This is a genomic window from Amycolatopsis rhizosphaerae (assembly GCF_007713715.1).
Classification (GTDB): Bacteria; Actinomycetota; Actinomycetes; order Mycobacteriales; family Pseudonocardiaceae; genus Amycolatopsis_E; species Amycolatopsis_E rhizosphaerae.
On record NZ_VJWX01000049.1, the window covers coordinates 1 to 24,589 of the forward strand.

Genomic DNA, 24,589 nt, shown 5'->3' on the forward strand with positions numbered 1-24,589 from the left:
GATGGCCACCGCCGCGACCACCAGCACGGTCACGCCCAGGGCCAGCTTGCGCCGCTTGGCCTTGTCCTTGACCGGCTTCTTGGTGGTCCAGACCGTGCCGTCGTCCTCGGGCTTGATCCCCGCGGCGGCTTGCGCCTTGATCAGCTGGGTGTGTTCCTCGGCCTCCGCGGCCATCTCCAGGGCGCGCAGGATCGCGGCGCTGGTGCGGATCCCGCCGTGACCCCCGTCCTCGATGGTGCGGACGGCGAGTGAGGACAGCTCCGCAGGCACGGCCGGCTGCAGCGAACGCGGCGGCACGAGCCGCCCGTTCGGGGCGTGCGGTGCGGCGGGGATCGCCGCCGGGCCGCCCGGCAGTGCCCACCGGCCGGTGAGCAGCAGGTACAGCACCGCGCCGATGGCCTTCACGTCGTCGCGCAGGGTTGCGTCGGGCAGCGGGCCGGGGAAGGCGAGGCGCAGGGTGCCGTCGGTGGTGAGGCGGAGCCGCTGCGGGTGGTCCAGGCCGAGGACCAGGCCCGAATGATGGGCGCGCTCCACCGCTTCGGCGAGCTTCTGCACCATGCGGGCGGCGGTGAGCGGCGCGACCGGGTGTTCGGCGACCAGGTCGATCAGATCGGTGCCCTTGGTCCATTCCGTGACCACGACCCCCAGCAGGCCCTCGCTGGAGGTGACGCCGCTGCCGAGGCTGAGCACGTCGAGTACCCGGGCGACACCGTCATGGGTGAACTTGGCGGCGTGCGCGGCGCGTTCGAGGGTGCGCCGCGCCATCCGGGCGGATTCGGCGTCCGCCGGGTCGCCGACGAGCAGCGTCAGGGCAACGTCGCGCCGCAGCTGGCCGTCACGGGCCCGCCACAGATGCGCCCCGGCGCGTTCGTCGATACCGAACTGGGCGAGCAGCCGGTACCTGCCGTCGCCGACGACACTGCCCGGCGCCAGGGATCCACCCCGTGCGCGCACACCTACCCGGGCAGCACTCGACTGCTCGCTCCGTTTCTCGTCCACCCCACGCTCGCTTTCACGCACCTCTGCTTGAGGGTACGGGAATCCTTCCGGTCCATCAGCGTTATCCGTGTGGCAATCGTTACCGGAGCTTGACCGGGAGCTGATCACCCACGTTTGAGCAGGCGGGAGAAGCGCTTGGTGGCCGGTGCGAGCTCCTCGACCTTGAGCGCGGCGAGTACCCCGAACGAGACCACCAGACCCACCAGGCCCTGCAGGATCAGCTTGAGCCAGGCGGTCACGCGGACCCCGAAGTCCGGCACGATCGCGCCGACCAGCACCGCCGCGATCACCCCGAGTACGCTCGCCACCACGGTGAACAGGATGACGCCGAGCACCCGGCGGCTGCGGAGGTTGCCGAGGCTCACCCACAGCCAGACCTGACCCATGATCGCGCCGACCACGAAGGTCAGCGAGTTGACCATCATGGCACCGAGCACGATGTTCTTCGGGTCCAGCAGCACCGGGCAGAGGTACAGCAGTGGGATCTTCACCAGCGTCATCACGATCATGATCAAGGTCGGCGTGCGCGCGTCCTTCATCGCGTAGAACACCCGCAACTGCAGCATCACCAGCGCGTACGGCAGCAGGCCGAAGGCCGAGATGGCCAGCGCCTCGCCCAGTCGCTGGGCCTCGGCGACCGAACCCTGGCCGCTGCCGAAGAGGGCGATACCGATGGAGGAGCCGATCACGCTCATCACCGCGGCGATCGGCACCAGCATCACGGTGGAGATGCGCGAGCCGTACGACAGGTCGGCGACGACCTTGCGGGTGTCGCCGTCGGCGGCGTTGCGGCTCAGCCGGGGCATGATCGCGGTCAGCAGTGAGACACCGATCACACCGTAGGGTAGCTGGAACAGCAACCAGGCGTTGGAGTAGATCGACACCCCGCCGGGGTCACCCATGGTGAGGACCCGCGTGTTGACCGTCAGGCCGATCTGGCTCACCCCGACGTAGCCGAGGATCCACAGCGCGAGCCCGCCGAACTCCTTCATCCGCTTGTCGATGCCCCACCGCCAGCGGAACCGGAAACCGGTGCGCAGCACCGGTGGGACCAGCATCAGCGCCTGGACCACGATGCCGAGGGTCACGCCGACGCCGAGGACGAGCAGCTTGGGGTCGCTCATGCGCACGGGGTCGGTGGTGATCTCCCCCGGCATCAGCATGAACAGGCCGAGCGTCACGATGACCACGACGTTGTTCATCACCGGCGCCCACGCGGTGGGTCCGAAGATGTGCTTGGCGTTGAGCATCGCCGACAGCAGCGCGAACACGCCGTAGAAGAAGATCTCCGGCAGCAGCAGCTTGGCGAACGCGGTGGTCAGCTCCGGATTGGCCTTGCCGCCCTTCTCCAGGTACAGCGAGGTCAGCTGGGGTGCGGCGATGACCGCGATGACCGTGCCGACGGCGAGGATGACCAGGCCGACGGTCAGCATGCGCTGGGTGTAGGCCTCGCCGCCGTCCGTATCGTCCTGGGAACGCACCAGCAGCGGCACCACGACACTGCTCAGCACGCCGCCGAGCAGCAGTTCGAACACCTGGTTCGGCAGGGTGTTGCCGATGTTGAACGAGTCGTTGGTGACCCCGATGCCGACCGCCCAGACCAGCATGATCTTCCAGACGAACCCGGTGATCCGGCTGACCAGGGACGCCACCGCCATCCTGCTGCTGGCCTTGGCCAGCGAAGGGGCGGCTTCCTTCTCGATCTTCGGGATGTAGCCGGTGGCGTCGAGCCCCGGGCCCTCCCCGAACGAGCCTGCGGTGGGGCTTGGCGCGATCCGCGGCAGCATCCGCGTGGCGAGCGTGTCGTACGGGCGGAGCACGTCCGGGTCGGCGACCGGCCACTTGGAGCTGGCGGGCACACCGCCGATCCTCGGGATGAAGACGGTGGCGTCGGGATCGTTCGGTGCCAGCGGCGGCGCACCGAACGGCATGGAGTCCGCCGCCTCGCGTTCCTGCCGCCACGGCCGGACCGGCTGGCGGCGGGGTGCCGGAGACGGCGGCCCCGGAGGCGGCACGGGCGCGGGCATCGTGGGCTTGCGCGGCAGTGGCTGGCCCGGTGGGACGGGACCGGCAGGCGGCGGCGCCACTGGGGAACCCTGGGGAACCTGCTGCGCCGCGGGCGGCATCGATGGGAGCCGGCGGCGCCTGCCGTTCTGCGCCGGAGGAGGCGGCGGTACCCGGCGACGAGGCGGTTCGGGAGGCGGAATTCGGTCAGGCGGCGGGCGTCGCGCGACACGGTCGGCGGGACGCTCGGGCGGCCACCCCGGCTCTCTGTCCAACGCGTGCCCCATCTCCGGCGGTCTCTACAGTCATACCAGGGTAATGGGCCAGACGGCCACGTCCGGCCCCCCGGGGGTGGGTCAGGCGGACCGGCGGGCCCTGAGCCTGCGGTAGATCTGCCGGGCGGAGAGCAGGACCAGCGCGGCACCACCGGCGATGGTGAGGATGAGGGTGACCACGCCGTACTCGTTCGAGCGAAGTTCGAACCGGGCCGGGTTGCCCAGCGGGGTGCCACCCGGGGTGCTGAGGTTGACGGTCACGCTGAACTTGCCCGCGCGCAGGGCCTGCGCCGGGATCGAGATGGTCTTCCCCAGGCCCGCGGGGATCTGGTACAGCGGCAGCTCGCCCGAGCGGAGGCCGGTGTTGTTGTTCAGCACGATCCGCACGGCGACCTGCACCGGCAGCCAGTTGTGCACGAACACGGGCACCGGGGCCGAACCCGAGGCCATCGAGATCGGCACCTCCGGCGTGCCCACCGCCACCCGTCCGAGCAGCGCGTCGAGCTGGGTGCGGGAGTCCGCGGCGGAGGTCTCGGCCGCCCCGGAGGAGCCTTCCCAGGCGGTGGAGGTGTTGCGGACCAGCGCGTAGCGCAGCGGCAGAAGCACCTGCTCGGGGTCGACCCGGGCGGTCGGGTCCATCGTCATGGCGCTCTGCAGGTCGGCCATGGTGCTCTCGATCGTGGCCATCTCGTTGGTCACCGTGCCCGGAATGGCGGCGGCGACGTCACGCGCGGTGTACGCCATCGAGGCCGTTTCGGCCGGTGCCGCCGAGAGCACCTGCGGCAGCGGCACGGCGGTCAGCATCTTGCGGCCGAGCAACTCGCCGAACGAGTGCAGCAACTGGGTGAACTCGGTGCCCGGCAGGTCCCAGCGCCGTGGCGGGGTCACCACCACCGGGCCGCCCTGGTCCCCGGTCAGCCCGCGGTACGCCAGCATCGCCAGTCCGTTCTGCACGCCGACGGCGGACTGCTCGGAACCCGTTCCCAGCGCCATGCTCACCAGCGAATCGGCCGGTGTCGCCTGCAGGCCCGTGCCACGCAGCGTGACCGCCCCGGACGGGCCGGGGGACAGTTCCGACTCGTCGACGATCAGCTTCTTGATCCCACCGGAGCCGAGCGTGTCGAGCGCGGAGTTGTTCAGGGGACCGTTCGCCCAAAGCACCCCGGACAGCGGCAACACCCCGGTCACCTGCTGCACCCGGGAAGCCGTGTCGATCGCGTACCGCATCAGGTCGCCGTTTCGCACGCCCGACAGCGAGGACAGGTCGGCGTCGGCATAGGGCATCTGCACCACGCACTGTCCGGCGACCAGCCGGCGCAGTGAGTCGAGCCACGCCTTGGCGGCATCGACACCGGAACCGGCCACCGTGCCGGTCGCCGTGCGCACGTCGTAACCGCGCGTCATCGCGTCGACGGTGTCCAGCAGATCCGGGTCGACCGCGTAACACAGCGCCTTGCCGACCTGCGGGTCGTCACGCACGGACAGGGCCGAGGACACGAGCGCGTCGAGACGGCCCCCGTGACGCAGCTCATCGGCCAGCGCGTCGTCACTGAGGACCGCCTTCCCGCCGTACGGCGCCGCGACGATCCTGGGGCGGGTATCGGCGATCGGCCACAGCATGGTGACCTGCGCGGGCTGGGCCGGCGGAGGTGCAGGGTTCTTGCCGGGGGCCCCGAGTACCGGCAGGAGGAGGTTGAGCGCGATCAGGCGTGCCTGGCGGCCGTAGTCGGGCGTGCCGTTGACGTTGACCAGCAGCGGGTACACCCCTGGGCTGTTCACCCGCAGGTTGTTCGCGGAACCGTCGAGACGCACGGTGACGTTGAGCTGCCCGCTCTGCCCCGGTTCCAGGGTCGCCGGGGAGATGTCGACGAACTTGCTGATCGAGGCGCCCGAGGACAGGGGCGTGGTGAGGTTGTTGCGCAACTGTCGTTCGCTGCTCGCCTTCTCCCCGAGTTCCAGGCGGACCTGCAGGTCGGAGATGCGGCGGTCGCCGACGTTGGTGACGGTGCCGCTGATGTTGAGCGTGGTCGAGGTCGAGTTGATCTCGCGAGGGTTGAGCTGCGTGAGGGTCAGCTTGAGCCGGCTGGGCGGTTCGGGGACCGGGACCGACTCCGCGGCGGCGGTCATGGGTGCGAGCAGGACGGTCAGGAACGCGGCCAGGACGACGGCGGCGAATCGCTGGGCGGCTGGGGTGCCCGCCTGGTTCACTCCCCCACTCCTTCGGTAGCAGGCTCTTCGTCTTGGAACAGTGCGCGTGCCTTGCGGACCAGGGCACGTTCGTCGGTGTAGGCGAGCCTGTTCTCCAGATCGGCGATCGGCACCCAGGCGACCTCGGTCACCTCGACGTCCTCGTCGGAGAGTTCGCCACCGACCGCCTCCAGGAGGAAATGATGCACCGTCTTGTGCACGCGCCGACGCTCGGCCACGAACCAGTAGTCGATGCTGCCCAGCGGGGTGAGCACACGCGCGGAAATGCCGGTCTCCTCCTTCACCTCGCGCACCGCGGTCTGCTCGACGGTCTCACCGTCCTCGATATGGCCCTTGGGCAGGGACCACAGCAGCTTGCCGTGCCGGTCGAGCCTGCCGATCAGTACCGCCCGGCGCCGATCGGGGTCCACCACGAGACCACCGGCGGAGGTCTCGTCGACCGTGGTCATCTTCCGGCCGCGGCGGCGTCGCGACCGGCGTCGCGGCTTGCCCCCGCCGGAGCGACCGGCCGATCCAGACATGCTGCGATGCTAGTGGCTGCCGGTCTCGAACGGTGACAAAAGCGTAGTGAGACCCTCACTTTCGGTCGATCGGTAGGCTCAGTTCTCGTGTCTTGCCCTGATGAGTGGACCCTGCGGGTGGTTGTGTCCCAGTGAACGAACTCGCCGCGAAGCGGAATGCGGTGACCGAGCTGATGCGGATCTCTCCGCTGGCCGACGATCTGGCGCGCCTGTTCGCCCAGGCCGGTCACCGGCTCTACCTGGTCGGCGGCAGTGTGCGTGACGCGCTGCTCGGCCGGTTGTCCAACGACCTCGACTTCACCACCGACGCGCTTCCCGAACAGGTGCTCGGGATCGTGTCGCGCTGGGCGGACGCGGTCTGGGAGACCGGGATCGAGTTCGGCACCGTGGGGATCACCAAGCGCGGCGCGACGCTGGAGATCACCACGTTCCGGGCCGACACCTACGACCGGGTGAGCCGCAATCCCGAGGTGCGTTTCGGGGACTCGATCGAGGGTGACCTGCTGCGCCGCGACTTCACCGTCAACGCGATGGCGATCGAACTGTCGACAAAGCAGTTCGTCGACCCGCACAACGGGTTGGCCGCCCTGGCGGACCGCGTGCTCGACACGCCCGCCACCCCGCAGGAGTCCTTCGCCGACGACCCGCTGCGCATGCTGCGTGCCGCCCGGTTCGTCTCGCAGCTCGGGTTCAGTCCGGCGCCCCGGGTGGTGGAGGCGATGCGGGAGATGGCGGGCGAGATCGACCGGATCACCGCGGAGCGCGTGCAGACCGAGCTGTCCAAGCTGCTCACGGGGGCACACCCCCGGCATGGCCTGGAACTGATGGTGGACACCGGGCTGGCCGACCGGGTGCTGCCCGAGATGCCCGGGATGCGGCTGGCCATCGACGAGCACCACCAGCACAAGGACGTCTACCAGCATTCGCTCACCGTGCTCGAGCAGGCGATCGCGCTGGAGAAGCGCGACGGTCCGGACGCCGGGCCGGATCTGGTGCTGCGCCTGGCCGCCCTGCTGCACGACATCGGCAAGCCGGCCACGCGGCGGTTCGAGCAGGGCGGCGGGGTGAGCTTCCACCACCACGAGGTGGTGGGGGCCAAGATGGTTCGCAAGCGTTTGCGCGCCCTGCGCTACTCGAAGCAGATCGTGGACGACGTGAGCCAGCTCGTCTTCCTCCACCTGCGGTTCCACGGCTACGGCAAGGGCGAGTGGACCGACTCGGCGGTGCGGCGGTACGTGACCGACGCCGGCCCGTTGCTGTCCCGGTTGCACAAGCTCGTCCGGGCCGACTGCACCACCCGGAACAAGCGCAAGGCCGTGGCGCTCCAGCGCACCTACGACGAGCTGGAGGAGCGGATCGCCCGGATCGCCGCCGACGAGGATCTGGCCAGGGTCAGGCCCGATCTCGACGGCAACGAGATCATGAAGCTGCTGAACCTGCCGCCGGGGCCGCTGGTCGGCCAGGCGTGGCGATACCTCAAGGAACTCCGCCTCGACCGCGGACCGCTGTCCCACGAAGAAGCGGTCGCGGAACTGCGCCGGTGGGCCGACGAGAACGGCATCGGGTAGCCGCCACATCCCGCTCACCACTGTGTACCGCGTTGCAGCGACAGGCCGCGTTCGCAGGTCAGGGCCCTTTTCGGGGTCTTCTACGGTCGGTTCATGGTCGATCACACCGATGAACTGGAGGACCGGATGAAGACCCTCGAAGAGACCGTCGCCGACGCATTTGAGCTCGCCGAGGAAGCACGCGACAATTCGCGCATGGCGGAGGACAACGCGCAGGCGGCACGCAGCGACGCGCAGGTGGCCCGCTACCTCGCGACGGCCTGTTCACATGACGTCGCGGAGATGCGGGACACGCTGCGGGCCCACACGAGAAGCCTCAACGCGCTGCGCAAGACCCAGGTCGAGCAGGGACGCGAGCTGAAGAAGCTCCGCGGTGAGGTGAGGGAGCTGCGGACGGAGGTGCGAGGCGGGTTCGCGCGTCACGACGTCGAGATCGCGAACCTCCGGATCGGGCTGGACGACCTCCGGACCGAGGTGGGCGATCTGCGTACCGAGATGCGGAAGGGCTTCGCCGAGCTGACCGACCTGATCAAGGCTGGTCGCTGACCCGTTCGAGTGCTCCCGCCTCCAGATGCTGGGCGATCGCGAGCGGCAACAGGTAGCCGACCGCGCCGCCCGGCATCGGTCCCCACGACAGGGTCACCCCAGTGAGCGCCGACAGTCCCCGCGTCAACCGGTAGGTCTGCCGCAGCGGCTCGCGTTCGGGGGTGAGCGAGGCCTCCGGGAACCTGGTGCCCGGATCGTGCACCAGGTTCCCGGTCTCGTTGCCGAAGCGCAGCACCGTGGTCCCGGCGGCCAGGGTGATCATCCGCTTGGACCGGAAGAAGGTGAGCGGCGGTTCGCCCCGGAGCGGGACGACGGGCCATTCCATCGGCTGTGGCTCCGGGGTCCTGGCGGGGTAGAGCAGGAGCGAGCCGAGCAGGAACCGCGCCGCCTCCTCGACGTGCGCGAACGCGGCGGGTTCACCGGCTGCCGGGCCGGTGACCTCCCAACTCGCCTCCGTCCGGTGGAGTGACCAGACGCCCTCGGCGTGCTCGCCGATCCGGTAGGCGGACTCGGCGATGCCGTACTCGTTCAGCCGCCGTTGCAGCACGGTCAGCACCTCGGAGGCGCGCAGGCCCAGTGGCGGTTCGGCACCGCGGTCGATCAAGGTCACCGAATCCGCCGCGCCCGTCTCCGGAGTCGGCGGATAGGGCGTTCCGAGCAGTTCGGCCTCGGCCGCCGCCCGGATCTCCGGCGGCACATACGGCACGCGGAAGGAAATGCCCCGAATCCGCTCCAGGAGTTCCGGTTCCGGTCCGATCCCGTATTTCCGCAGGTAGTGCGGGATCGCGGCGGGCCAGATCCAGACGCCGTCGGTGTGGAAGGCGTCGGGGACGTCCGCGGGGCCCGCCGGGTTGACCGCGTCCGAGAGCCGCTCGGGCCGGGTGAGCACCACCGGCGCCCGGTAGAGGTAGTCCAGCACGCCGCGGACCTCCTCCGGGGGCAGCGGTTGCCGGTTCTCGGGCAGCACCGCCTTCCGGAACGTGACCTCCACCGGCAGCCCGGCCTTGGCCGCGAGCCACTCGGGCACCTGTTTCCGTGGCCGGGGGAAGTACGCGAGCTCCGCTTCGTAGGCCCGCGCGGTCAGCCTGCCGGTACCGGGCGGCTGCCGCCAGGTCGGTTCGTTCGTCGCGTCGTAGTCGAACAGGAACGACGAGGGGGCTTCGAGGGTGAGGGTGCCCTTGAACCAGGTCCCGGTGTCCGGCCGGTACATCGCCGAGCGCAGCCGGGCGAACAGCTGGCCGAGCTGGGGCGGGGCGGGCAGCGAGACCGACAGCTCACCGCTGATCGAGCGGATCTCGATCTCCGCGTAGTCACCGACCTGGCGGAACTGGGCGGCGACCCGCTCCCAGCCTTCGGGCAGGATGGACCGCACGGTGCGGGCGATGGCGCGGACCAGCTCGTCCGGATCGCCGATGCCCGGCTCCGGCCGGGTGGCGCCCGGGAAGTCGTGCCGTTCCTGCCACAGGGCGCTGATCTCGCCCGGGGTCGCGGTCGTCGCCAGCTCGACCAGGCCGAGCTGGCGTGCGCGCGCCTCGTCCTGGCCGTTCCAGCGCAGGGTCAGGCTGTTCGGGTCCGGGTCGGGCGCGATGCGGAAGAGCTCGTCGTCGAACAGGCAGTGCGTCTGCAGGCTGAACGTCGAGTCGGCCTGCTCGTCCGGCACCACCTTGGCCGCGCGGCCGTTCCACTCCGTGTCGAAGTCCTCCGGCGCTTCCTCACCGGGCAGCGCGACCAACAGGACGGTGCCGTCCGCCGTCGATCGCTGTGCTGGGTAGACCCGGCCCCGCCAAACGCCGTACAGCCCGTCCGGCCGGTCCGCGAGCTCGACTCGATACCGCACTGATCCCCCCGTTTAAGTCAAAGACCCGGTAAATCTAGCCGACCAAGGGCTCCAAACTGCCGTCGGCGACGTGCTCCTTGATCGCCTTGGGCAGGACGTAACTCACCGCCCCGCCGGGCAGTCCGGCCCACGGCACCGCAATGCCGAGGATGACCGAAAGCGGGCGGCACAGCCGGAAGTTGCGTTCGTTCCGTTCCCGTTCGAGCGGCAGGGAGGTGCTGGGAAACCGGGTCTCGTCGTGATGCACCAGGTTTCCGCCGTCGCCGCCGAAGCGCACCACCACGGTGCCGGCCCCGAGCCGCACGATCCGCTTGTTCCGCAGCAGTGTCAGCGGCGGTTCGCCCTCCGTCGGCTGAATGGGCCAGTCGGCCAGTTCGGCCGCGGTTTCCAAGGGGGTGCGGTGGCCGGCGGTGATCCGTGCCGGATGCAGCAGGAGTGTGCCCAGCAGGTACTGCGCGGCGTCTTCGGCCCGCTCGAAGTAGCGGGGCTCGACGGGATCGCCGTTCTCGTGCCAGGCCACCTCCCAGCCCTGTTCGGTCGCGTTGAGACACCACGCGCAGTCCCCGCGCGCCGCGATCCGGTAGGCCTCCGGCCAGACGCCCTGCTCGCCGAGCCGCTGGGCCAGCACGACCAGGACGGCGGGGTCCTCCAGCTTCGGATCGGGCTGGGTCTCCAGTGCGGCGGCGACATCGGCGCTGGTCGGTCCGATGTCCCTCGCCTCGGCCGGGGGCCGGGGACGGCCGAGCAGGTCCGCGGCGGCGGTGCGGCGCACCAGCTTGTCCACGTAGGGCGGGTGGAACCCGCGCTGCCGCATGTGCTCGACGAAGGCGGGTTCCGGTGGCGTGCCGTACTTGCGCAGGTAGTGGGACACCGCGGCATGCCAGATCCAGGTGCCGTCGGTGTGATAGCTCTCGGGCACGTCGGCCTCGGCGCCGCCGGTGAAGATGTCCGGGCCGAACCCGCTGCCGACCAGCACGGCGGGCTGGCGTTCGAGGTAGCGGAGTACCTGTGGGATTTCGTCCTCGGACAAGGGCGGCCGGTCCACGACCGGTGGTGCGCCCGCTTGCTGGGTGTCTACCACTCGTGCGTGCCGGAAGGTCACGGAGAGCGGTTGTCCGGCCGTTCGTTCCATCACGCTTACTCTAAGCGAGAACGTGATCTCAGATCCCCGGATTTCGCCGAATGGCAAGGAAGTAGCCGAGCCCGCCGAGGAGGTAGATCGCCGTGGCGGCCAGCAGCAGCGGGATCGAGTGGCCGTCCAGCGGGGTGATCGCGGCCGCGGCGGCGACCGCCACCACCTGGGTGATGTTGAACAGCGTGTCGTAGAGCGCGAACACCCGTCCGCGGGCTTCGTCCCCGATGTCGCTTTGCACGGCGGAATCCACGCACAGTTTGAGCACCTGGCCGGCGGCGGTGATGCAGAACGACGCCAGCAGCACGGTCGGCAGCAGCATCGGCAGGCCCAGCCCGGCCTGCGCGAGCGCGGCCAGCAGCAGCGAGCCGAACACCACCCGGTGCCTGCCGAACCGCTGCACCAGTCTCGGCGTGAGGAACCCGGCGAGGAGGATCCCGGCGCCCGCCATCCCGGCCATCTGCCCGAGACCGGGCAGTCCCGACTTGAGCGGGCCCGCGTCGTGGAAGGAGAACCGCATCAGGAGCACGGTCAGCAGCAACGAAATGCCGTAGGACGCCCGGTGGGCGAACAGGGCGACGAACCCTGCGGTCACGGTGGGAGCGGAGAGTGCGGCTCTGCCCCCGTCCGCCAGCCCGTGCGCCACCGCCACCAGTGCGTCGGACGGTTCGTCGACCAGGTCCGGGCCGAGTTTGCCGCGCGCGAAGCGGGCGGCGATCAGCGCGGCGAGGGCCGATCCGAGGATTGCGATGGAGGTCGTCCAGGCCGACCCGGTGTTCCCCGTGCCGAGCGCCGCCCGCAGGCCGATGGCACAGGCCCCGCCGACCACCGCGACCATCGAACCGAGGGTGGCCGCGAGCGCATTGCCCGCCACGATCGTTTCCGGGCGGACCACGTGGGGAAGTGACGCCGACATACCGGAACCGACGAACCGGGAGATGCCCTCGACCAGCAGGGCGAGCACGAACAGGACCGGGCCGGCGAGGCCGAAACCCACCGCCGTCGCGGTGGCGACCACCGCGACACCCCGCAGCAGGTTGGCGAGCACGAGCACGCGGCGGCGGTCCCAGCGGTCCAACAGGGCCCCGGCGAACGGGCCGATCACCGAGTACGGGAGCAGCAGCACGGCGAAACCGCCGGCGATGGTCAGCGGGTCGGCCCCGCGTTCGGGATTGAACAGCACCGCCCCGGCCAGCCCGGCGCGGAACACCCCGTCGGACCACTGGGCGGCGAAGCGGGTGAAGAGCAGCCGGCGGAAGCCCGGTATGCCGAAGAAGGCACGAGCGCCCGGTTTCACCTGCTGGATCTGCGCGCTCGCCGTCACACCACGAAAGCTTACGGCGCCCTCGGGGGCGGCGTTGGCGACGAAACGGACGAATGAAGGGCCGGCGCACTTGGTCGCCTCTCGGCGGCGTGGCGCAGTGTGGCTCCAGCCGAACGGTATTCCACAAAGGCTGTTCTCAAGTGAGCCCGGGGGACACGGAGTGCGCCGGCCACCCCGTACAACGGGTCGTACGCACTCGTTGTTCCCGCGGGGCTCGAACAGAGGCAGCGGCAGGTGCGATCATGGCCTTGTGCCAGCGGACGCCGAGGTTGAACCGGGCTCGCTCCTGGTCGCCGCCCCTACGATGTTCGATCCCAATTTCCGCCGGACGGTGGTCTTCGTCATCGACCACCGCCAGGAGGGCACCCTCGGTGTGGTCCTCAACCGGCCGAGCGAGGTGCCGGTGGACGACGTGCTGCCCAGTTGGGGCAGACATGTGGTCGAACCGCAGTCGGTGTTCGTCGGTGGTCCGGTGGAGAAGAAGACCGCGTTGTGCCTGGCCGCGCTGCGTGCCGGGGAGACCGCGGCGAAGGTGCCGGGGCTGATCGGTGTGCGTGGCCCGGTGGCGCTGGTCGACCTCGATGCCGATCCGGACCTGCTGGTGCCGAAGGTGCGGGGGCTACGCGTGTTCGCCGGGTACGCGGGCTGGGACTCCGGCCAGCTCGCGGGTGAGATCGAGCGGGGTGACTGGCTGATCGTGCCCGCATTGCCGAGCGATGTGCTGGCCACGCCGGACCGCGATCTGTGGGGACAGGTGCTGCGCAGGCAGGGCGTCCCGACCGCGCTGCTGGCCACCCATCCGGGGGATCTTCAGCGAAACTGAGGTTTCAGGCGCGCTGCAGCGCGGAGCAACCGCCGCAGGCGCAGCCCGCGCAGGCCGAGGGAGCCGAGGGCGCCGGGGCGGGCACGGCGAGCGCGGCGCGGTGGCCCAGCAGGCCGCCGGCGAGCACCAGCGCGAACATGCCAACCAGACCGACCAGGGTGGCGATCACGAGACCCGTGGTGGTGGGCATGACCAGCCCGGCGACTCCGGCCAGCAGGCCGGCGACGCCACCCACCACGGTGGGCAGGCCCGCCACCTTGTTGCCGATGCGGAACGCTTCGTCGGACCGCAGCGTGGCCGCGGTCCGCACCCCCGCGCCCCGGTCACGCGGCAGCTTCTCGCGCCAGCCGAGGAGACCGCCCCAGCCGACGACGACACCGAGCAGCATGGGAATCAGCGCGAGGAAGAACACGGAGCAAGAATAAGCGGGTTTCCTCCCGCCGCGCCGCCTGCCCTGGTCAGGTGTGCCGCAGGCCATGGTCCGGCCGCGCGTAAACACGGTCGACCAGCCGCCTACCATGAGTGGTGTGAGCGAGGCAAGCGAGGAAATTCCCGGGCACCGGTACAACGCGGAGCTGGCAGGCCGGATCGAGCTGCGTTGGCAGCAGTTCTGGGCCGAGCACGGCACCTACCACGCGCCGAATCCCGAGGGCTCGCTCGCCGGAGAGGACGTCCCCTCGGACAAGCTGTTCGTGCAGGACATGTTCCCGTACCCGTCGGGCGCGGGCCTGCACGTCGGCCACCCGCTGGGCTTCATCGGCACCGACGTCTTCGCCCGGTACCACCGCATGATCGGGCGCAACGTCCTGCACACCATGGGCTTCGACGCCTTCGGCCTGCCCGCCGAGCAGTACGCGGTGCAGACCGGGCAGCACCCCCGCAAGACCACCGAGGAGAACATCGAGACCTACCTGCGGCAGATTCGCAGGCTGGGGCTCGGCCACGACGAACGGCGCCGGATCTCCACCATCGATCCGGAGTACTACCGCTGGACGCAGTGGATCTTCCTGCAGATCTACAACTCCTACTACGACGAGGAGCAGGGCAAGGCCCGCCCGATCGCCGAGCTGGAGGCCGCGTACGCCGAGGGCGCGCGCACGACCCCGGACGGCCGCGGCTGGGGCGAGCTGAGCACCGCCGAGCGGCAGGCGGTCCTGGACGAGCACCGCCTGGCCTACCTGTCGGAGGCGCCGGTCAACTGGTGCCCCGGCCTCGGCACGGTGCTGTCCAACGAGGAGGTCACTGCGGACGGCCGCAGCGAGCGCGGGAACTTCCCGGTGTTCCGGCGGAACCTGCGCCAGTGGATGATGCGCATCACCGCCTACGCCGACCGGCTGGTGGACGACCTGGACCGGCTGGACTGGCCGGAGAAGGTCAAGTCCATGCAGCGCAACTGGATCGGCCGGTCGCAGGGTGCGCGGGTGTCCTTCGCCGCCGGGGCCGAGTCGATCGAGGTGTTCACCACCCGCCCCGACACGCTGTTCGGCGCCACCTACGTGGTGCTGGCACCCGAGCATCCGCTGGTCGACAAGCTGACCGCGGAGGCGTGGCCGGAGGGGGTCGACGAGGTCTGGACCGCCGGCGCGGCGACCCCGGCCGAGGCGGTCGACGCCTACCGGCTGGCCGCCTCGCGCAAGTCCGAGCTGGACCGGCAGGAGAGCAAGGACAAGACCGGCGTGTTCACCGGCGCGTTCGCGGTGAACCCGGTCAACGGCAAGCAGATCCCGGTCTTCGTCGCCGACTACGTGCTGATGGGCTACGGCACGGGCGCGATCATGGCGGTGCCCGGCCAGGACCAGCGTGACTGGGACTTCGCGACGAAGTTCCACCTGGAGATCATCCGGACCGTCCAGCCGAGCGAAGGTTTCGACGGCGAGGCGTACACCGGCGAGGGCCCGGCGATCAACTCGGGCTTCCTGGACGGGATGAACGTCGACGAGGCCAAGAAGACGATCATCGCGTGGCTGTCCGAGCACGGCCACGGCGAGGGCACCGTCCAGTACAAGCTGCGGGACTGGCTGTTCTCGCGGCAGCGTTACTGGGGCGAGCCGTTCCCGGTCGTCTACGACGAGAACGGCGTCGCGCACGCCCTGCCGGAGAGCATGCTGCCGATCGAGCTGCCCGAGGTCGACGACTACTCCCCCAGGACCTTCGACCCGGACGACGCCAACGCCGAGCCTTCGCCGCCGCTGTCGCGCGCGACGGACTGGGTCGAGGTCACCCTCGACCTGGGTGACGGGCCGAAGACCTACCGGCGCGACACCAACACCATGCCGAACTGGGCCGGTTCGTGCTGGTACCAGCTGCGGTATGTGGACCCGGACAACAGCGAGCGGTTCGTCGACCCGGTCAACGAGCGGTACTGGCTGGGCCCGCGGCCCGCCGAGCACGGCGCGAACGACCCGGGCGGCGTCGACCTGTACGTCGGCGGCGTCGAGCACGCCGTGCTGCACCTGTTGTACTCGCGGTTCTGGCAGAAGGTGCTCTACGACCTGGGGCACGTCTCCTCGGAGGAGCCGTACCGGCGCCTGTTCAACCAGGGCTACATCCAGGCCTACGCCTACACCGATGCCCGCGGTTTCTACGTTCCTGCCGAGGAGGTCGAGGAGAAGGACGGCAAGTTCTTCTTCCACGGCGAGGAGGTCAAGCAGGAATACGGCAAGATGGGCAAGAGCCTGAAGAACGTGGTCACCCCCGACCAGATGGCGTCGGACTACGGGGCGGACACCTTCCGGTTCTACGAGATGGCCATGGGGCCGCTGGACGTCTCTCGTCCGTGGTCGACCAAGGACGTGGTCGGTGCCCATCGCTTCCTGCAGCGGTTGTGGCGGCTGGTGGTCGACGAGCAGACCGGCGGCCCGCGTGTGTCCGATGTGGACGCGACGACGGCGGACCGCAAGCAGTTGCACAAGACCATTGCCGGGGTCCGCGAGGACTACGCGGAGATGCGGTTCAACACCGCGGGCGCGAAGCTGATCGAACTGAACAACCACGTGACCAAGGTGTACGGCTCGGCCGAGGCCACTCCGCGCGAACTGGTGGAGCCACTGGTGCTGATGCTGGCGCCGCTGTGCCCCCACATCGCCGAAGAACTGTGGCACCGGCTGGGGCACACCGGCTCGCTGGTGCACGGGCCGTTCCCGGTGGCGGACGAGAAGTATCTGGTGGAGGACTCGGTCGAGTACCCGATCCAGGTCAACGGCAAGGTTCGTTCGCGCATCACGGTCGCCGCCGACGCCGGCACCGACGTGGTCAAGGCCGCGGCGCTGGCCGACGAGAAGGTGGCCGCACTGGTCGGCGACAAGACGCCCCGCAAGGTGATCGTCGTGCCGGGCCGCCTGGTCAACGTCGTGCTCTAGGTGCTCTCCAGGCCGATCTCCCTGGCGAGATCGGCCAGGAGGGCGTCGAAGACGGCGTCCGGTTTGGTCATCGGGATCGGGTAGTTGCCGAACACCTCGAGCGTGATGTGCCCGTACAGGCGGGCCCAGAACTGGATCATCACGTAGGTGGTGCCCAGGTCGAGGTTGTCGGGCGGGAATTCGAGGCCGGTTTCGCGCAGTACCGACAACAGGTTGTCCTGGAAAGTGGCCAGGTCGTCGCGCAGTTCCGGCGGGATCCGCTCCACCGGCGGGAGCGTGAGCTTGTGGTTGGCCAGTATCTGGCCCGCGGCCATCAGGAAGATCCGCCCGAACGGCTCGTCGGCCCGGTTGAGCGTGGCGACGCTGTGCGGGGAGTGGGGTCCGACCTCGCCGGTGGGTGAGGCGAACACGAGGGTGAACTCCTTCGTGTGCGTCAGCGCCCAGCGGCGGAAGCCGCGGCAGATGGCGAACAGCTGTTCGGCCCCGTCGCCGGGCAGTGTGCCGATCTCCTCGCTGAGCTGGGCCGCCAGATCGGCGATGACGTCGAGCCGGAGATGCTCGATCAGATCGTCGCGGGATCCGTAGTACCGGTACAGGGCGGGGGCGGTGATGCCGAGCTCGCGAGCGATCGCCCGCAGGGTGACGGCTTCTGGTCCGCGCTCGACCAGGAGTCTCCGGGCGGTCCGCCGGATGTCCTGGTCGGTCGCCACGCGCACGCGGCCCCGGCGCGCTGGCTTGTCCATTCAGGCATTCTAAAAGGTCACACCGGCCGTTTCGGGAAAGAAGTGACCAAGCTTGGTGGTCCAACGCTGCACACGGGCGCCGGTGAAGGCAGCCTGGGCGGGCGCCGCCGGTACCGATCGCTCGGGGGGCTACGCGATCGGTACCGGCGACCCGATGCCCTTCCCCCGGTGCGCATCCGGGTTCGGACAGTTATAGAAGAGGCCGGCTTCCCTGTGACGGGACGCCCGGAGGACGAAGTTCCCCCATTCGGGTGAACGTCGTCGGACACTCATCCTCATGTCGCTCCAGGTGGGCAATAAGTTACAAACGTCTTTCACGTTGGCCGTTGGGGGAGACTGTGGGCATGACTCATGACGTGCTCGTGGTCGGCTCGGCGAACGCCGACCTGGTGGTCCCGGCCGAACGCCGCCCCGGTCCCGGGGAGACCGTGCTCGGCGGCGACACCACGATCTCGCCCGGTGGGAAGGGGGCCAACACGGCCGTCGCCGCCGCCCGGCTCGGCGCGGACGTCGCACTGCTCGGCGCGATCGGGCAGGACCCCTATGGCGCGGTCCTCACCGAGTCCCTGCGGTCCGCCGGGGTGCACACGGACCTGGTCAAGGCCGTGGCCCGGCCGACGGGCATCGCCTACATCACCGTCACGCCCGACGGCGAGAACTCCATCCTGGTGTCCCCCGGTGCGAACCACGCCCTCGAACCCGCGGATCTCGACGGGGCGCTGGCCGGGGTCAAGATCATGGTTGCTTCGATGGAGATCCCGCTGCCCACCGTGGAGCGCGCCGTGGCCGCGGCCGCCGAGGCGGGTGCGCGGCCCCTGCTCAATCTGTCGCCCGCGGCGGAGGTCTCGCCCGCCACTCTCGCCGCGCTCGACGTCCTGCTGGTGAACGAGCACGAAGCGGCCTGGCTGCTCGGTACCGGCGTCGAGCCGGAGAAGCTGCTCGGTCTCGGACCCCGTTCCGCGGTGGTGACCCTGGGGGCCCGCGGGGCGCTGGTGGTCACCCGGCAGGGCACCACGGAGGTGGCCTCCCCGAAGGTCGAGGCCGTCGACAGCACTGGCGCGGGCGACGCGTTCACCGGGGCTCTCGCAGCCTCCCTCGCCGCCGGTGCTTCCCTCGAAGCGGCCGCCCGCCGGGCGGTGCGGGTCGCGGCGATCTCGGTGACCCGGCGGGGTGCCCAGCCGTCCTACCCGTCCGCGGCGGAGGTGCCGGAACAGGCGTAGGAAGGGGGTGTCCGAGGCTCACGCGGAAAGGTATGGTCTAGACCATGTCGGAAACAAGGCTGTCCGGAGTCGCGGTGAGCCCGGGCCGGGCCAGCGGTCCCGTCGTCCGGGTGGCCGAGCCGCTCGGGGAACCGCCGAGCACGCCGAAGCCCGAAGATCCCCAGGCCGATGCCGCCCGTATCGCGCCGGCCACCCGGGCCGTCGCCGCGCGGCTCGAGGCGCTGTCCGAAAAGGCTTCCGGCGAGGCCTCCACCATCCTGCTCACCACCGCCGCCATGGCGGCCGACCCGGCGCTGGTCGGCGAGGCCGAACGGCTCGTGCTCCGGGAGGGCAAACCGGCCGCGCGAGCGGTCTACGAGTCCGCCAACGTCTTCGCGCAAACGCTTGCGGCTGCCGGGGGCTACCTGGCCGAACGCGTGCGCGACATCGAGGACGTGCGTGACCGGGTGGTCGCCGAGCTGCTCGGGGTCGAGCCGCCCGGGGTGCCGGAGCTGACCTCGCCGAGCGTGCTGGTCGCCCGCGACCTCGCCCCGGCCGACACCGCCGGGCTCGACCGCGAGCGGGTGCTCGCCCTCGTCACCGAGGAAGGCGGGCCGACCAGCCACACCGCCATTCTGGCCCGTGCGCTGGGGATTCCCGCGGTGGTCGCGGTACGCGGCCTGCTCGTCACCGACGCGAAGGCGCTGCTCGTCGACGGCGACACCGGCCAGGTCGAGGTCGTCGATCCGGACGCCCCGGTGTTCACCGCCGTCGTCGCGGGCCCCGCCGAGTGGAACGGGGTGGGCACCACCTCGGACGGGCATCGGGTGAAGGTGCTCGGCAACGTGGGCTCACCGGCGGACGCGCGTGCGGCGGCCGACGCCGGTGCCGAAGGCGTCGGCTTGTTCCGTACCGAGTTCTGCTACCTCGACGCCCCCTCCGAGCCTTCCGTGGACGAGCAGCGTGCCGCCTATGCCGCCGTCCTCGCGCCGTTCGCCGGGAAACAGGTCATCGTGCGCACGCTCGACGCGGGCGCGGACAAGCCGTTGGCCTTCCTGTCGCCGGAGGAGGAACCGAACCCCGCGCTCGGTGTGCGTGGACTCCGGGTCGCCTTCGACCGGCGCGACGTGCTGGACCGCCAACTCGAGGCCATCGCGGGAGCGGCGGCGGAATCCGGCGCCGAGGTCTCCGTGATGGCCCCGATGGTGGCCACGGCGGAGGAGGCGGCCTGGTTCGCCGAGCGGGTGCGCGCCGCCGGAATCGCCCGCGCCGGAGTGATGATCGAGATTCCGGCCGCGGCGTTGTCGGCCCGTGAGATCCTGGAGGCCGTCGACTTCGTCTCGATCGGCACGAACGACCTGGCCCAGTACACCTTCGCCGCCGACAGGCAGCTCGGTGCCGTGGCTAAGCTGAACGATCCCTGGCAGCCCGCACTGCTCCGGCTGATCAAGCTGGTCGGCGACGCGGGCCGTGCGACGGGCAAAGCCGTGGGCGTCTGCGGCGAGGCCGCCGCCGACCCGCTCCTCGCCCGAGTCCTCACCGGGCTCGGGGTGACCAGCCTGTCCATGAACGCGGCCGCGATCCGCGTGGTCGGTGCGGGGCTGGCCGCGACCACCCTCGCGCAGTGCGAGGCCGCGGCCGCCGCGGCACTGGCCGCACCCGATCCCGCCGCCGCCAGGGAAGGCGCCCGCGAAAACTAGAAACGTAAAACGCGGCGCGGGTAGCGGATGGACAGCGAACCTCCGTGTACCCGCCCGGAAAACACCAACCGGGGTGAGCCGGCACGGCCGTCCGCGCCGGTCCTGTCGTGCAGCGAGGTGTACTTCAGGTCGGTGATCGCGTTGAGGTCGATCGAGGCGTGCTCGGGGATGACCACCTCGACCGAGCCCCATTTGCAGTCCAGCTCGACGTATACCACGGAGCCGCCGATCTGGGCCTCGGAGAAGTCGAGCTTCGTGGATCCGTACTTGGTGCGGACCACGAGTTCGGGCGGCACGATCCAGGCCCCCCTGCGGACCAGGGACGAGTACTTAGCGGTCAGTTCGAGCCGGGGGCCGGTCCGCCGGATCGCGCCGTCCGGCACGGGTATCTCGTGGTTGACCAGGCCGGGAATGTCCGCGAGCACGCGGTTCAGCTCGCCCCGGGTCGAGGCGGCGAGCGCGACGTCGGTGCGTTCGGTGAACTCGTCCAGGTCGAGCAGCCCCCGGCCGATGGCCTTCTGCAGTACCCCGATCACGTGTTCTCGCTCGTCGTCCGACACGCGGAGGTCGCGGGGGGCGAGCGGTTTCGTCCCGGTGTCTTCAGCCATGCCGAAAGCGTAGAAGCGGCCACCGCCGAGGGGATCCGGGAAAAACCCCTACTCTCCGTCGAGCCCGTGCTCGATGGCGTAGCGCGCCAGTTCGACACGGTTGTGGAGTTGGAGCTTGCGCAGGGTGGACTGGACGTGGTTTTCCACGGTCCGGTGCGACAGGACGAGCCGTTCCGCGATCTGCCGCGCGGTGAGTCCCTTGGCGACCAGCCGCAGCACGTCCGTTTCCCGTTCGGTCAACCGGGGGGGCGTCGAGCCGCTCCCCGGCGCGTCGGCCATGCGCCGGTATTCGCCCAGCACCAGGCCGGCCAGGCCGGGGGTGAACACGGTGTCCCCCTGCGCGGTCCGCCGCACGGCTTCGACCAGTTCCCGCGCCGAGGCCGATTTCACCAGGTAGCCGGATGCCCCGGCCTTCACCGCCTCCAGCACGTCACTGTGCTCGCCGCTCGCCGAGAGCACCAGTACGCGCGTGTGCGGGAGCACGGTGGTGATCTCCCGGGTCGCGTTCACGCCCGAGGTGCCTCCCAGATTCAGGTCCATGAGCACCACGTCGGGGCGCACCGCGGTGGCTATCCGCACTGCCGCGTCCGCGTCCGGCGCGGTCGCGCGCACGTCGAACCCGTTTTCGGTGAGGTCACGGGCCACCCCGTCCCGCCAGATCGGGTGATCGTCGACGACCATCACCGAAATCATCTGCCCCTCCCAGGCTTGGGTACCCGCAACTCCCACTCGGTTCCGCGGCCGGGTGCGGTGTCCAGGGCGATCGTGCCACCAAGATCGGTCACCCGCCCGCGCATCGACCGCGCCACCCCCAGATGGCCCTTCGATTCGGCGTCGGCGAGCCTGCCTTCCGGAATCCCGCGGCCGTCGTCCCGCACGGTGATCACCACCTCGGCGGACAGGTCCTCCAGCAGCACCCAGGCCTTCGCCTCGGGGCCCGCGTGCTTGTCCACGTTCGTCAGCGCCTCCCGGACGACGGCGACGAGCTCGGAGGTGACCTGCGCGGGCAGTCTGACCTCACCGGCCGGTGCCGCCACCTGCACGCGTGACGAGGCGAGCAACTGCAGGGCGGCCCGGAGATCGGCTTCCCCGGTGGTCGGCCCCGTCGGTTCGGTGGTGACCAGCGCGCGCAGCGCGATCTCCTGCTCACCGGCCAGTTCCGCCAACTCGGCGGCCTCACCGCCGAGTTCGGCACCACGGCGGCGGACCCGGGCGAGCACCTGCAGCACGCTGTCGTGGATCGAGCGGGCCAGCCGCTCCCGTTCGGCGTTGGCCACCTCGGTGCGCCAGGCCCGGGCCAGTGCCGCGGCGGACTTGCGTGCCGTGGTCGCGCTCATGCCGATCAACAGGCCGGTGGCCATCAGCAGGACCCCATCGCGCGCCACGTCCAGGGTGAACGCCTGCCGGGCGAGGGCGGTCGCCGCACCGACCACCGCGCCCGCCAGCACACCCCCGAACCCGCCGAACCGGGTGCCCACCGCGACCGGTACCCCGGCCACCCAGACCGTCGTGATCAGCGGATCGATTCCGGACAGCTGCGCGGGGGTGAGGATCCACGGCGAGGTGAGCATGAGCCCGCAGGTGATCACCAGGTCGAGCACCGTGAACCAGGACAGGCGCCAGCGCAGCGCCTCCCTGGCGTAGACGAGGCTGGTCGACAGCGTCCACAGCGCCATCCCGCCCAACACCGTCCAGGCCAGGCCGGGGCGCTGGTAGTCCCGCGCGTGCACGAGCGCCGCGCCGAGCGCGAACAGGAGGGTCAGGATCCGCAGCCCGATACCGCCCCACCACAGCGGGGCGGCGGGTTCGACCTCGGTGGGACCGAACCGGCGGCTCATCCGACTTCGGACTCGTCCACCTGCACCGCGCCGCCGGGAAGTGCCTCCTGGTCGTGCAGGACGTCGATGTCCTCGGGATGCGGGTTCTTCTCGTGGATCAGCGACCGGATCCCGGCGTTGAGCACCGCCAGCAGGGGCACCGCGAGCAGCGCGCCCGCGATACCGCCGACCACGAAGCCCGCGGCGATCGACAGGACCACCGCGAGCGGGTGCAGCTTCACCGCACGGCCCAGCAGCAGTGGCTGGAGGATGTGGCTTTCCAGCTGCATCACCAGTATGACTATGCCGAGCACGATCAGCGCGGTGACGAATCCGTTGGTCACCAGCGCCACCAGCACCGCCACCGCACCGGCGAGGACCGCGCCGAGGATCGGCACGAACGCGCTCAGGAAGACCAGCGTGGCCAGCGGAATCACCAGCGGGACCCGCACGATCCACAGCCCGATGCCGATACCCAGCGCGTCCACCACGGCCACCGCCGCCGTGGCGCGGACGTAACTGACCAGCGACGCGAAGCCGCGCCGCCCCGCCACGTCGACGCGGGCTCGCACCGGCCGGGGCACGCCGAGGATCAGGAACTGCCAGATCCGTTCACCGCTGGCGAGGAAGAAGATCGTGATGAACAGCGTGAGCAGGAAACCGGTGAGGATCTCCCCCACCGTGCTCGCCGTGGTCAGCGCGTTCGTGGTGATGGCCGCCTGGTTGTTCTGCAGGAAGCTGATCGAGTTGTCGATGAACTGCTGGATCTGCTCCTGGCGCAGGTGCAGGTCGTTGATCAGCCAGTCCCGCACCTGCGAGAGGCTGGTGTTGACCTGCTTCTGCAGTTGCGGCAGGCCGTCGGTGAACTGGATGACGACGAAGGCGAGCAGCCCGCCCAGTACGGCGAGGCCGCCGACCAGGACGATCGCGGTGGCCAGCCCCCGGGGGACCTTGACGTTCACCAGGTGTCCCACGGCCGGTGCGAGCAGCGCCGACAGCAACAGGGCGACGGAAACTGGAACGACCACGACCGACAGGCGGGCGACCAACCAGATGACCACGTAGAGGGCGGCGATCACCAGCAGGAAACGCCAGGCGAAGGCCGCCGCGACCCGCAGCCCGCGCGGCACGAACGCGTCGCTCGCGGGGGCTTCGCCGGATGACTGGAACTGCTGGCCGTCACTCACGTTTCCCACCCTAGCGAGTGGGGCGAATCGGACGGGCCGGTTCGGGCCGCGCCACGCCACCACTCGGCTGTCACACGATCAGGCGCTTTCGCCCGATCTACCCCCTTCTCCCCTTGCGAAGTCTGCGACGGTGCAGCAGGCGGCCCGGGTAGCCGGAGCGTCGAAAAGAACGGAATATTCGGGTCACGCGCACCGGGCAGGTGGTGCGCGTACTTTTCCCTGGTCGAAAACAGGGCTCGAGTCAACGGTTTTATCACTCTCCGCGGAAGCTCGCGATCAGGTGAAACACGATGGGTGAAGGTCGGTGGAAAATAATTCACAGCCGCCGCTAAATTGATCATCCGGGAGGCACGAAATCCCGGAAACACCGGCTGAACACGGTTTCGATGACATGATCTATCGGAATTCGTTTCGCGCCGTATCTTGGTAACCCAGTCGCGACAAGAAGGAGAACCAGTTCCCATGCGCAAGAGCCTGACTCGCGTCGCCGCCGTCTTCGCGCTCTCTCTGGGCGTGCTCGGCCTTGCCGGTGGTGTCGCCTCCGCTCAGGGCCTGACCGCTCCGGTGGTCGTCCCGGCACACCCCACCGGTGCCGACTATGTCAACGCTTTCAACGAATCCGGCGCACTGCTCGGCGCCGGGGCGGCCGGACTGGTCAGTTCCGCGTGGGCCGGTGCGATCCCGTCGATCCTGCAGGGAGCGCTCGGCGGCCTCTGAGGCCGGCGGAACGGGGCGGAAC

General features: G+C 70.1%; 20 protein-coding genes. 7 read left to right on the forward strand and 13 right to left on the reverse strand.

Annotation, left to right across the window (positions count from 1 at the left end):
* The 4 genes from FNH05_RS07915 to FNH05_RS07930 form a co-directional block, all read right to left on the reverse strand.
* Positions 1-999 (reverse strand): protein kinase family protein (locus FNH05_RS07915; protein WP_186382435.1); only part of this gene is annotated, 999 nt, incomplete at its 3' end.
* Between the two features lie 104 nt (positions 1,000-1,103).
* A complete protein-coding gene (murJ, locus tag FNH05_RS07920) occupies positions 1,104-3,026 on the reverse strand; it encodes a murein biosynthesis integral membrane protein MurJ (RefSeq protein ID WP_186382437.1) in 1,923 nt (640 codons plus the stop codon).
* Positions 3,027-3,359: 333 nt separating this feature from the next.
* On the reverse strand, positions 3,360-5,486 hold the full coding sequence (locus tag FNH05_RS07925) for a DUF6049 family protein (protein WP_246127596.1): 2,127 nt from the start codon (positions 5,484-5,486) through the stop codon (positions 3,360-3,362).
* Complete coding sequence (locus FNH05_RS07930; RefSeq protein ID WP_144586675.1) at positions 5,483-6,007, reverse strand: NUDIX hydrolase; 525 nt, start codon at positions 6,005-6,007, stop codon at positions 5,483-5,485. The genes FNH05_RS07925 and FNH05_RS07930 overlap by 4 nt, the downstream gene beginning before the upstream one ends.
* A gap of 131 nt (positions 6,008-6,138) precedes the next feature.
* Here FNH05_RS07930 and FNH05_RS07935 point away from each other — a divergent pair, with 131 nt between their 5' ends.
* Entirely contained in the window at positions 6,139-7,575 is a 1,437-nt protein-coding gene (locus tag FNH05_RS07935; protein WP_144586676.1) for a CCA tRNA nucleotidyltransferase, read from the forward strand.
* 93 nt (positions 7,576-7,668) lie between these two features.
* On the forward strand, positions 7,669-8,121 hold the full coding sequence (locus FNH05_RS07940) for a hypothetical protein (RefSeq protein ID WP_144586677.1): 453 nt from the start codon (positions 7,669-7,671) through the stop codon (positions 8,119-8,121).
* Here the strand turns inward: FNH05_RS07940 and FNH05_RS07945 are convergent.
* From FNH05_RS07945 to FNH05_RS07955, 3 genes are read right to left on the reverse strand one after another with little or no spacing between them, the layout of a single operon-like run.
* Entirely contained in the window at positions 8,105-9,958 is a 1,854-nt protein-coding gene (locus tag FNH05_RS07945) for a TNT domain-containing protein (RefSeq protein WP_144586678.1), read from the reverse strand. The two genes, FNH05_RS07940 and FNH05_RS07945, sit on opposite strands and share 17 nt — an antisense overlap.
* Before the next feature lie 34 nt (positions 9,959-9,992).
* On the reverse strand, positions 9,993-11,090 hold the full coding sequence (locus tag FNH05_RS07950; protein ID WP_144586679.1) for a TNT domain-containing protein: 1,098 nt from the start codon (positions 11,088-11,090) through the stop codon (positions 9,993-9,995).
* 28 nt (positions 11,091-11,118) lie between these two features.
* Positions 11,119-12,414, reverse strand: a complete 1,296-nt coding sequence (locus FNH05_RS07955; RefSeq protein ID WP_186382436.1) for an MFS transporter — start codon at positions 12,412-12,414, stop codon at positions 11,119-11,121.
* A 250-nt stretch (positions 12,415-12,664) separates the two neighbouring features.
* Here FNH05_RS07955 and FNH05_RS07960 point away from each other — a divergent pair, with 250 nt between their 5' ends.
* Entirely contained in the window at positions 12,665-13,237 is a 573-nt protein-coding gene (locus tag FNH05_RS07960; RefSeq protein WP_144586680.1) for a YqgE/AlgH family protein, read from the forward strand.
* A gap of 4 nt (positions 13,238-13,241) precedes the next feature.
* On the opposite strand, the gene FNH05_RS07965 is transcribed toward FNH05_RS07960, so the two are convergent.
* Positions 13,242-13,649 (reverse strand): SdpI family protein, encoded by a 408-nt coding sequence (locus tag FNH05_RS07965; RefSeq protein ID WP_144586681.1) that lies wholly within the window; start codon positions 13,647-13,649, stop codon positions 13,242-13,244.
* 106 nt (positions 13,650-13,755) lie between these two features.
* On the opposite strand from FNH05_RS07965, the gene leuS reads away from it, so the two are divergent.
* Positions 13,756-16,596, forward strand: coding sequence for a leucine--tRNA ligase (gene leuS, locus FNH05_RS07970; protein ID WP_425458424.1), 2,841 nt, complete (start codon positions 13,756-13,758; stop codon positions 16,594-16,596).
* Here leuS and FNH05_RS07975 read toward each other — a convergent pair.
* Positions 16,593-17,339 carry a TetR/AcrR family transcriptional regulator gene (locus FNH05_RS07975; protein ID WP_144586683.1) on the reverse strand — a complete coding sequence of 249 codons (747 nt, stop codon included), beginning with the start codon at positions 17,337-17,339 and terminating at the stop codon, positions 16,593-16,595. The genes leuS and FNH05_RS07975 overlap by 4 nt on opposite strands.
* 344 nt (positions 17,340-17,683) lie before the next feature.
* Between FNH05_RS07975 and FNH05_RS07980 the strand changes: the two genes are divergently transcribed.
* Complete coding sequence (locus FNH05_RS07980; protein WP_144586684.1) at positions 17,684-18,559, forward strand: ribokinase; 876 nt, start codon at positions 17,684-17,686, stop codon at positions 18,557-18,559.
* 44 nt (positions 18,560-18,603) lie between these two features.
* Positions 18,604-20,238 carry a phosphoenolpyruvate--protein phosphotransferase gene (ptsP, locus tag FNH05_RS07985; protein ID WP_144586685.1) on the forward strand — a complete coding sequence of 545 codons (1,635 nt, stop codon included), beginning with the start codon at positions 18,604-18,606 and terminating at the stop codon, positions 20,236-20,238.
* Here ptsP and FNH05_RS07990 read toward each other — a convergent pair.
* Genes FNH05_RS07990 through FNH05_RS08005 form a run of 4 tightly spaced genes read right to left on the reverse strand, consistent with a single transcriptional unit; the run spans position 20,235 to position 23,850 of the window.
* Positions 20,235-20,846 carry a DUF1707 SHOCT-like domain-containing protein gene (locus FNH05_RS07990; protein WP_144586686.1) on the reverse strand — a complete coding sequence of 204 codons (612 nt, stop codon included), beginning with the start codon at positions 20,844-20,846 and terminating at the stop codon, positions 20,235-20,237. The genes ptsP and FNH05_RS07990 overlap by 4 nt on opposite strands.
* A 48-nt stretch (positions 20,847-20,894) precedes the next feature.
* Positions 20,895-21,539, reverse strand: coding sequence for a response regulator (locus FNH05_RS07995; RefSeq protein WP_144586687.1), 645 nt, complete (start codon positions 21,537-21,539; stop codon positions 20,895-20,897).
* Positions 21,536-22,684: a MacS family sensor histidine kinase gene (gene macS, locus FNH05_RS08000; protein ID WP_144586688.1), complete on the reverse strand. Its 1,149-nt coding sequence runs from the start codon at positions 22,682-22,684 to the stop codon at positions 21,536-21,538. The genes FNH05_RS07995 and macS overlap by 4 nt, the downstream gene beginning before the upstream one ends.
* A complete protein-coding gene (locus FNH05_RS08005) occupies positions 22,681-23,850 on the reverse strand; it encodes an AI-2E family transporter (protein ID WP_144586689.1) in 1,170 nt (389 codons plus the stop codon). Before FNH05_RS08005 ends, macS begins: the two co-directional genes overlap by 4 nt.
* A 462-nt stretch (positions 23,851-24,312) precedes the next feature.
* On the opposite strand from FNH05_RS08005, the gene FNH05_RS08010 reads away from it, so the two are divergent.
* A complete protein-coding gene (locus FNH05_RS08010) occupies positions 24,313-24,567 on the forward strand; it encodes a hypothetical protein (protein ID WP_144586690.1) in 255 nt (84 codons plus the stop codon).
* Positions 24,568-24,589 lie beyond the last annotated feature (22 nt).

Excerpts from the sequence above, each read along its gene's own strand:
- FNH05_RS07950 (WP_144586679.1), bottom strand. The coding sequence starts at position 11,090 with ATGGAACGAACGGCCGGACAACCGCTCTCCGTGACCTTCCGGCACGCA.
- FNH05_RS07990 (WP_144586686.1), bottom strand. The coding sequence starts at position 20,846 with ATGGCTGAAGACACCGGGACGAAACCGCTCGCCCCCCGCGACCTCCGC.
- ptsP (WP_144586685.1), top strand. The coding sequence starts at position 18,604 with ATGTCGGAAACAAGGCTGTCCGGAGTCGCGGTGAGCCCGGGCCGGGCC.
- macS (WP_144586688.1), bottom strand. The coding sequence starts at position 22,684 with ATGAGCCGCCGGTTCGGTCCCACCGAGGTCGAACCCGCCGCCCCGCTG.
- FNH05_RS07930 (WP_144586675.1), bottom strand. The coding sequence starts at position 6,007 with ATGTCTGGATCGGCCGGTCGCTCCGGCGGGGGCAAGCCGCGACGCCGG.
- murJ (WP_186382437.1), bottom strand. The coding sequence starts at position 3,026 with ATGCCCGCGCCCGTGCCGCCTCCGGGGCCGCCGTCTCCGGCACCCCGC.
- FNH05_RS08010 (WP_144586690.1), top strand. The coding sequence starts at position 24,313 with ATGCGCAAGAGCCTGACTCGCGTCGCCGCCGTCTTCGCGCTCTCTCTG.
- FNH05_RS07940 (WP_144586677.1), top strand. The coding sequence starts at position 7,669 with ATGGTCGATCACACCGATGAACTGGAGGACCGGATGAAGACCCTCGAA.
- FNH05_RS07995 (WP_144586687.1), bottom strand. The coding sequence starts at position 21,539 with ATGATTTCGGTGATGGTCGTCGACGATCACCCGATCTGGCGGGACGGG.
- leuS (WP_425458424.1), top strand. The coding sequence starts at position 13,756 with ATGAGTGGTGTGAGCGAGGCAAGCGAGGAAATTCCCGGGCACCGGTAC.
- FNH05_RS07975 (WP_144586683.1), bottom strand. The coding sequence starts at position 17,339 with ATGGACAAGCCAGCGCGCCGGGGCCGCGTGCGCGTGGCGACCGACCAG.
- FNH05_RS07980 (WP_144586684.1), top strand. The coding sequence starts at position 17,684 with ATGACTCATGACGTGCTCGTGGTCGGCTCGGCGAACGCCGACCTGGTG.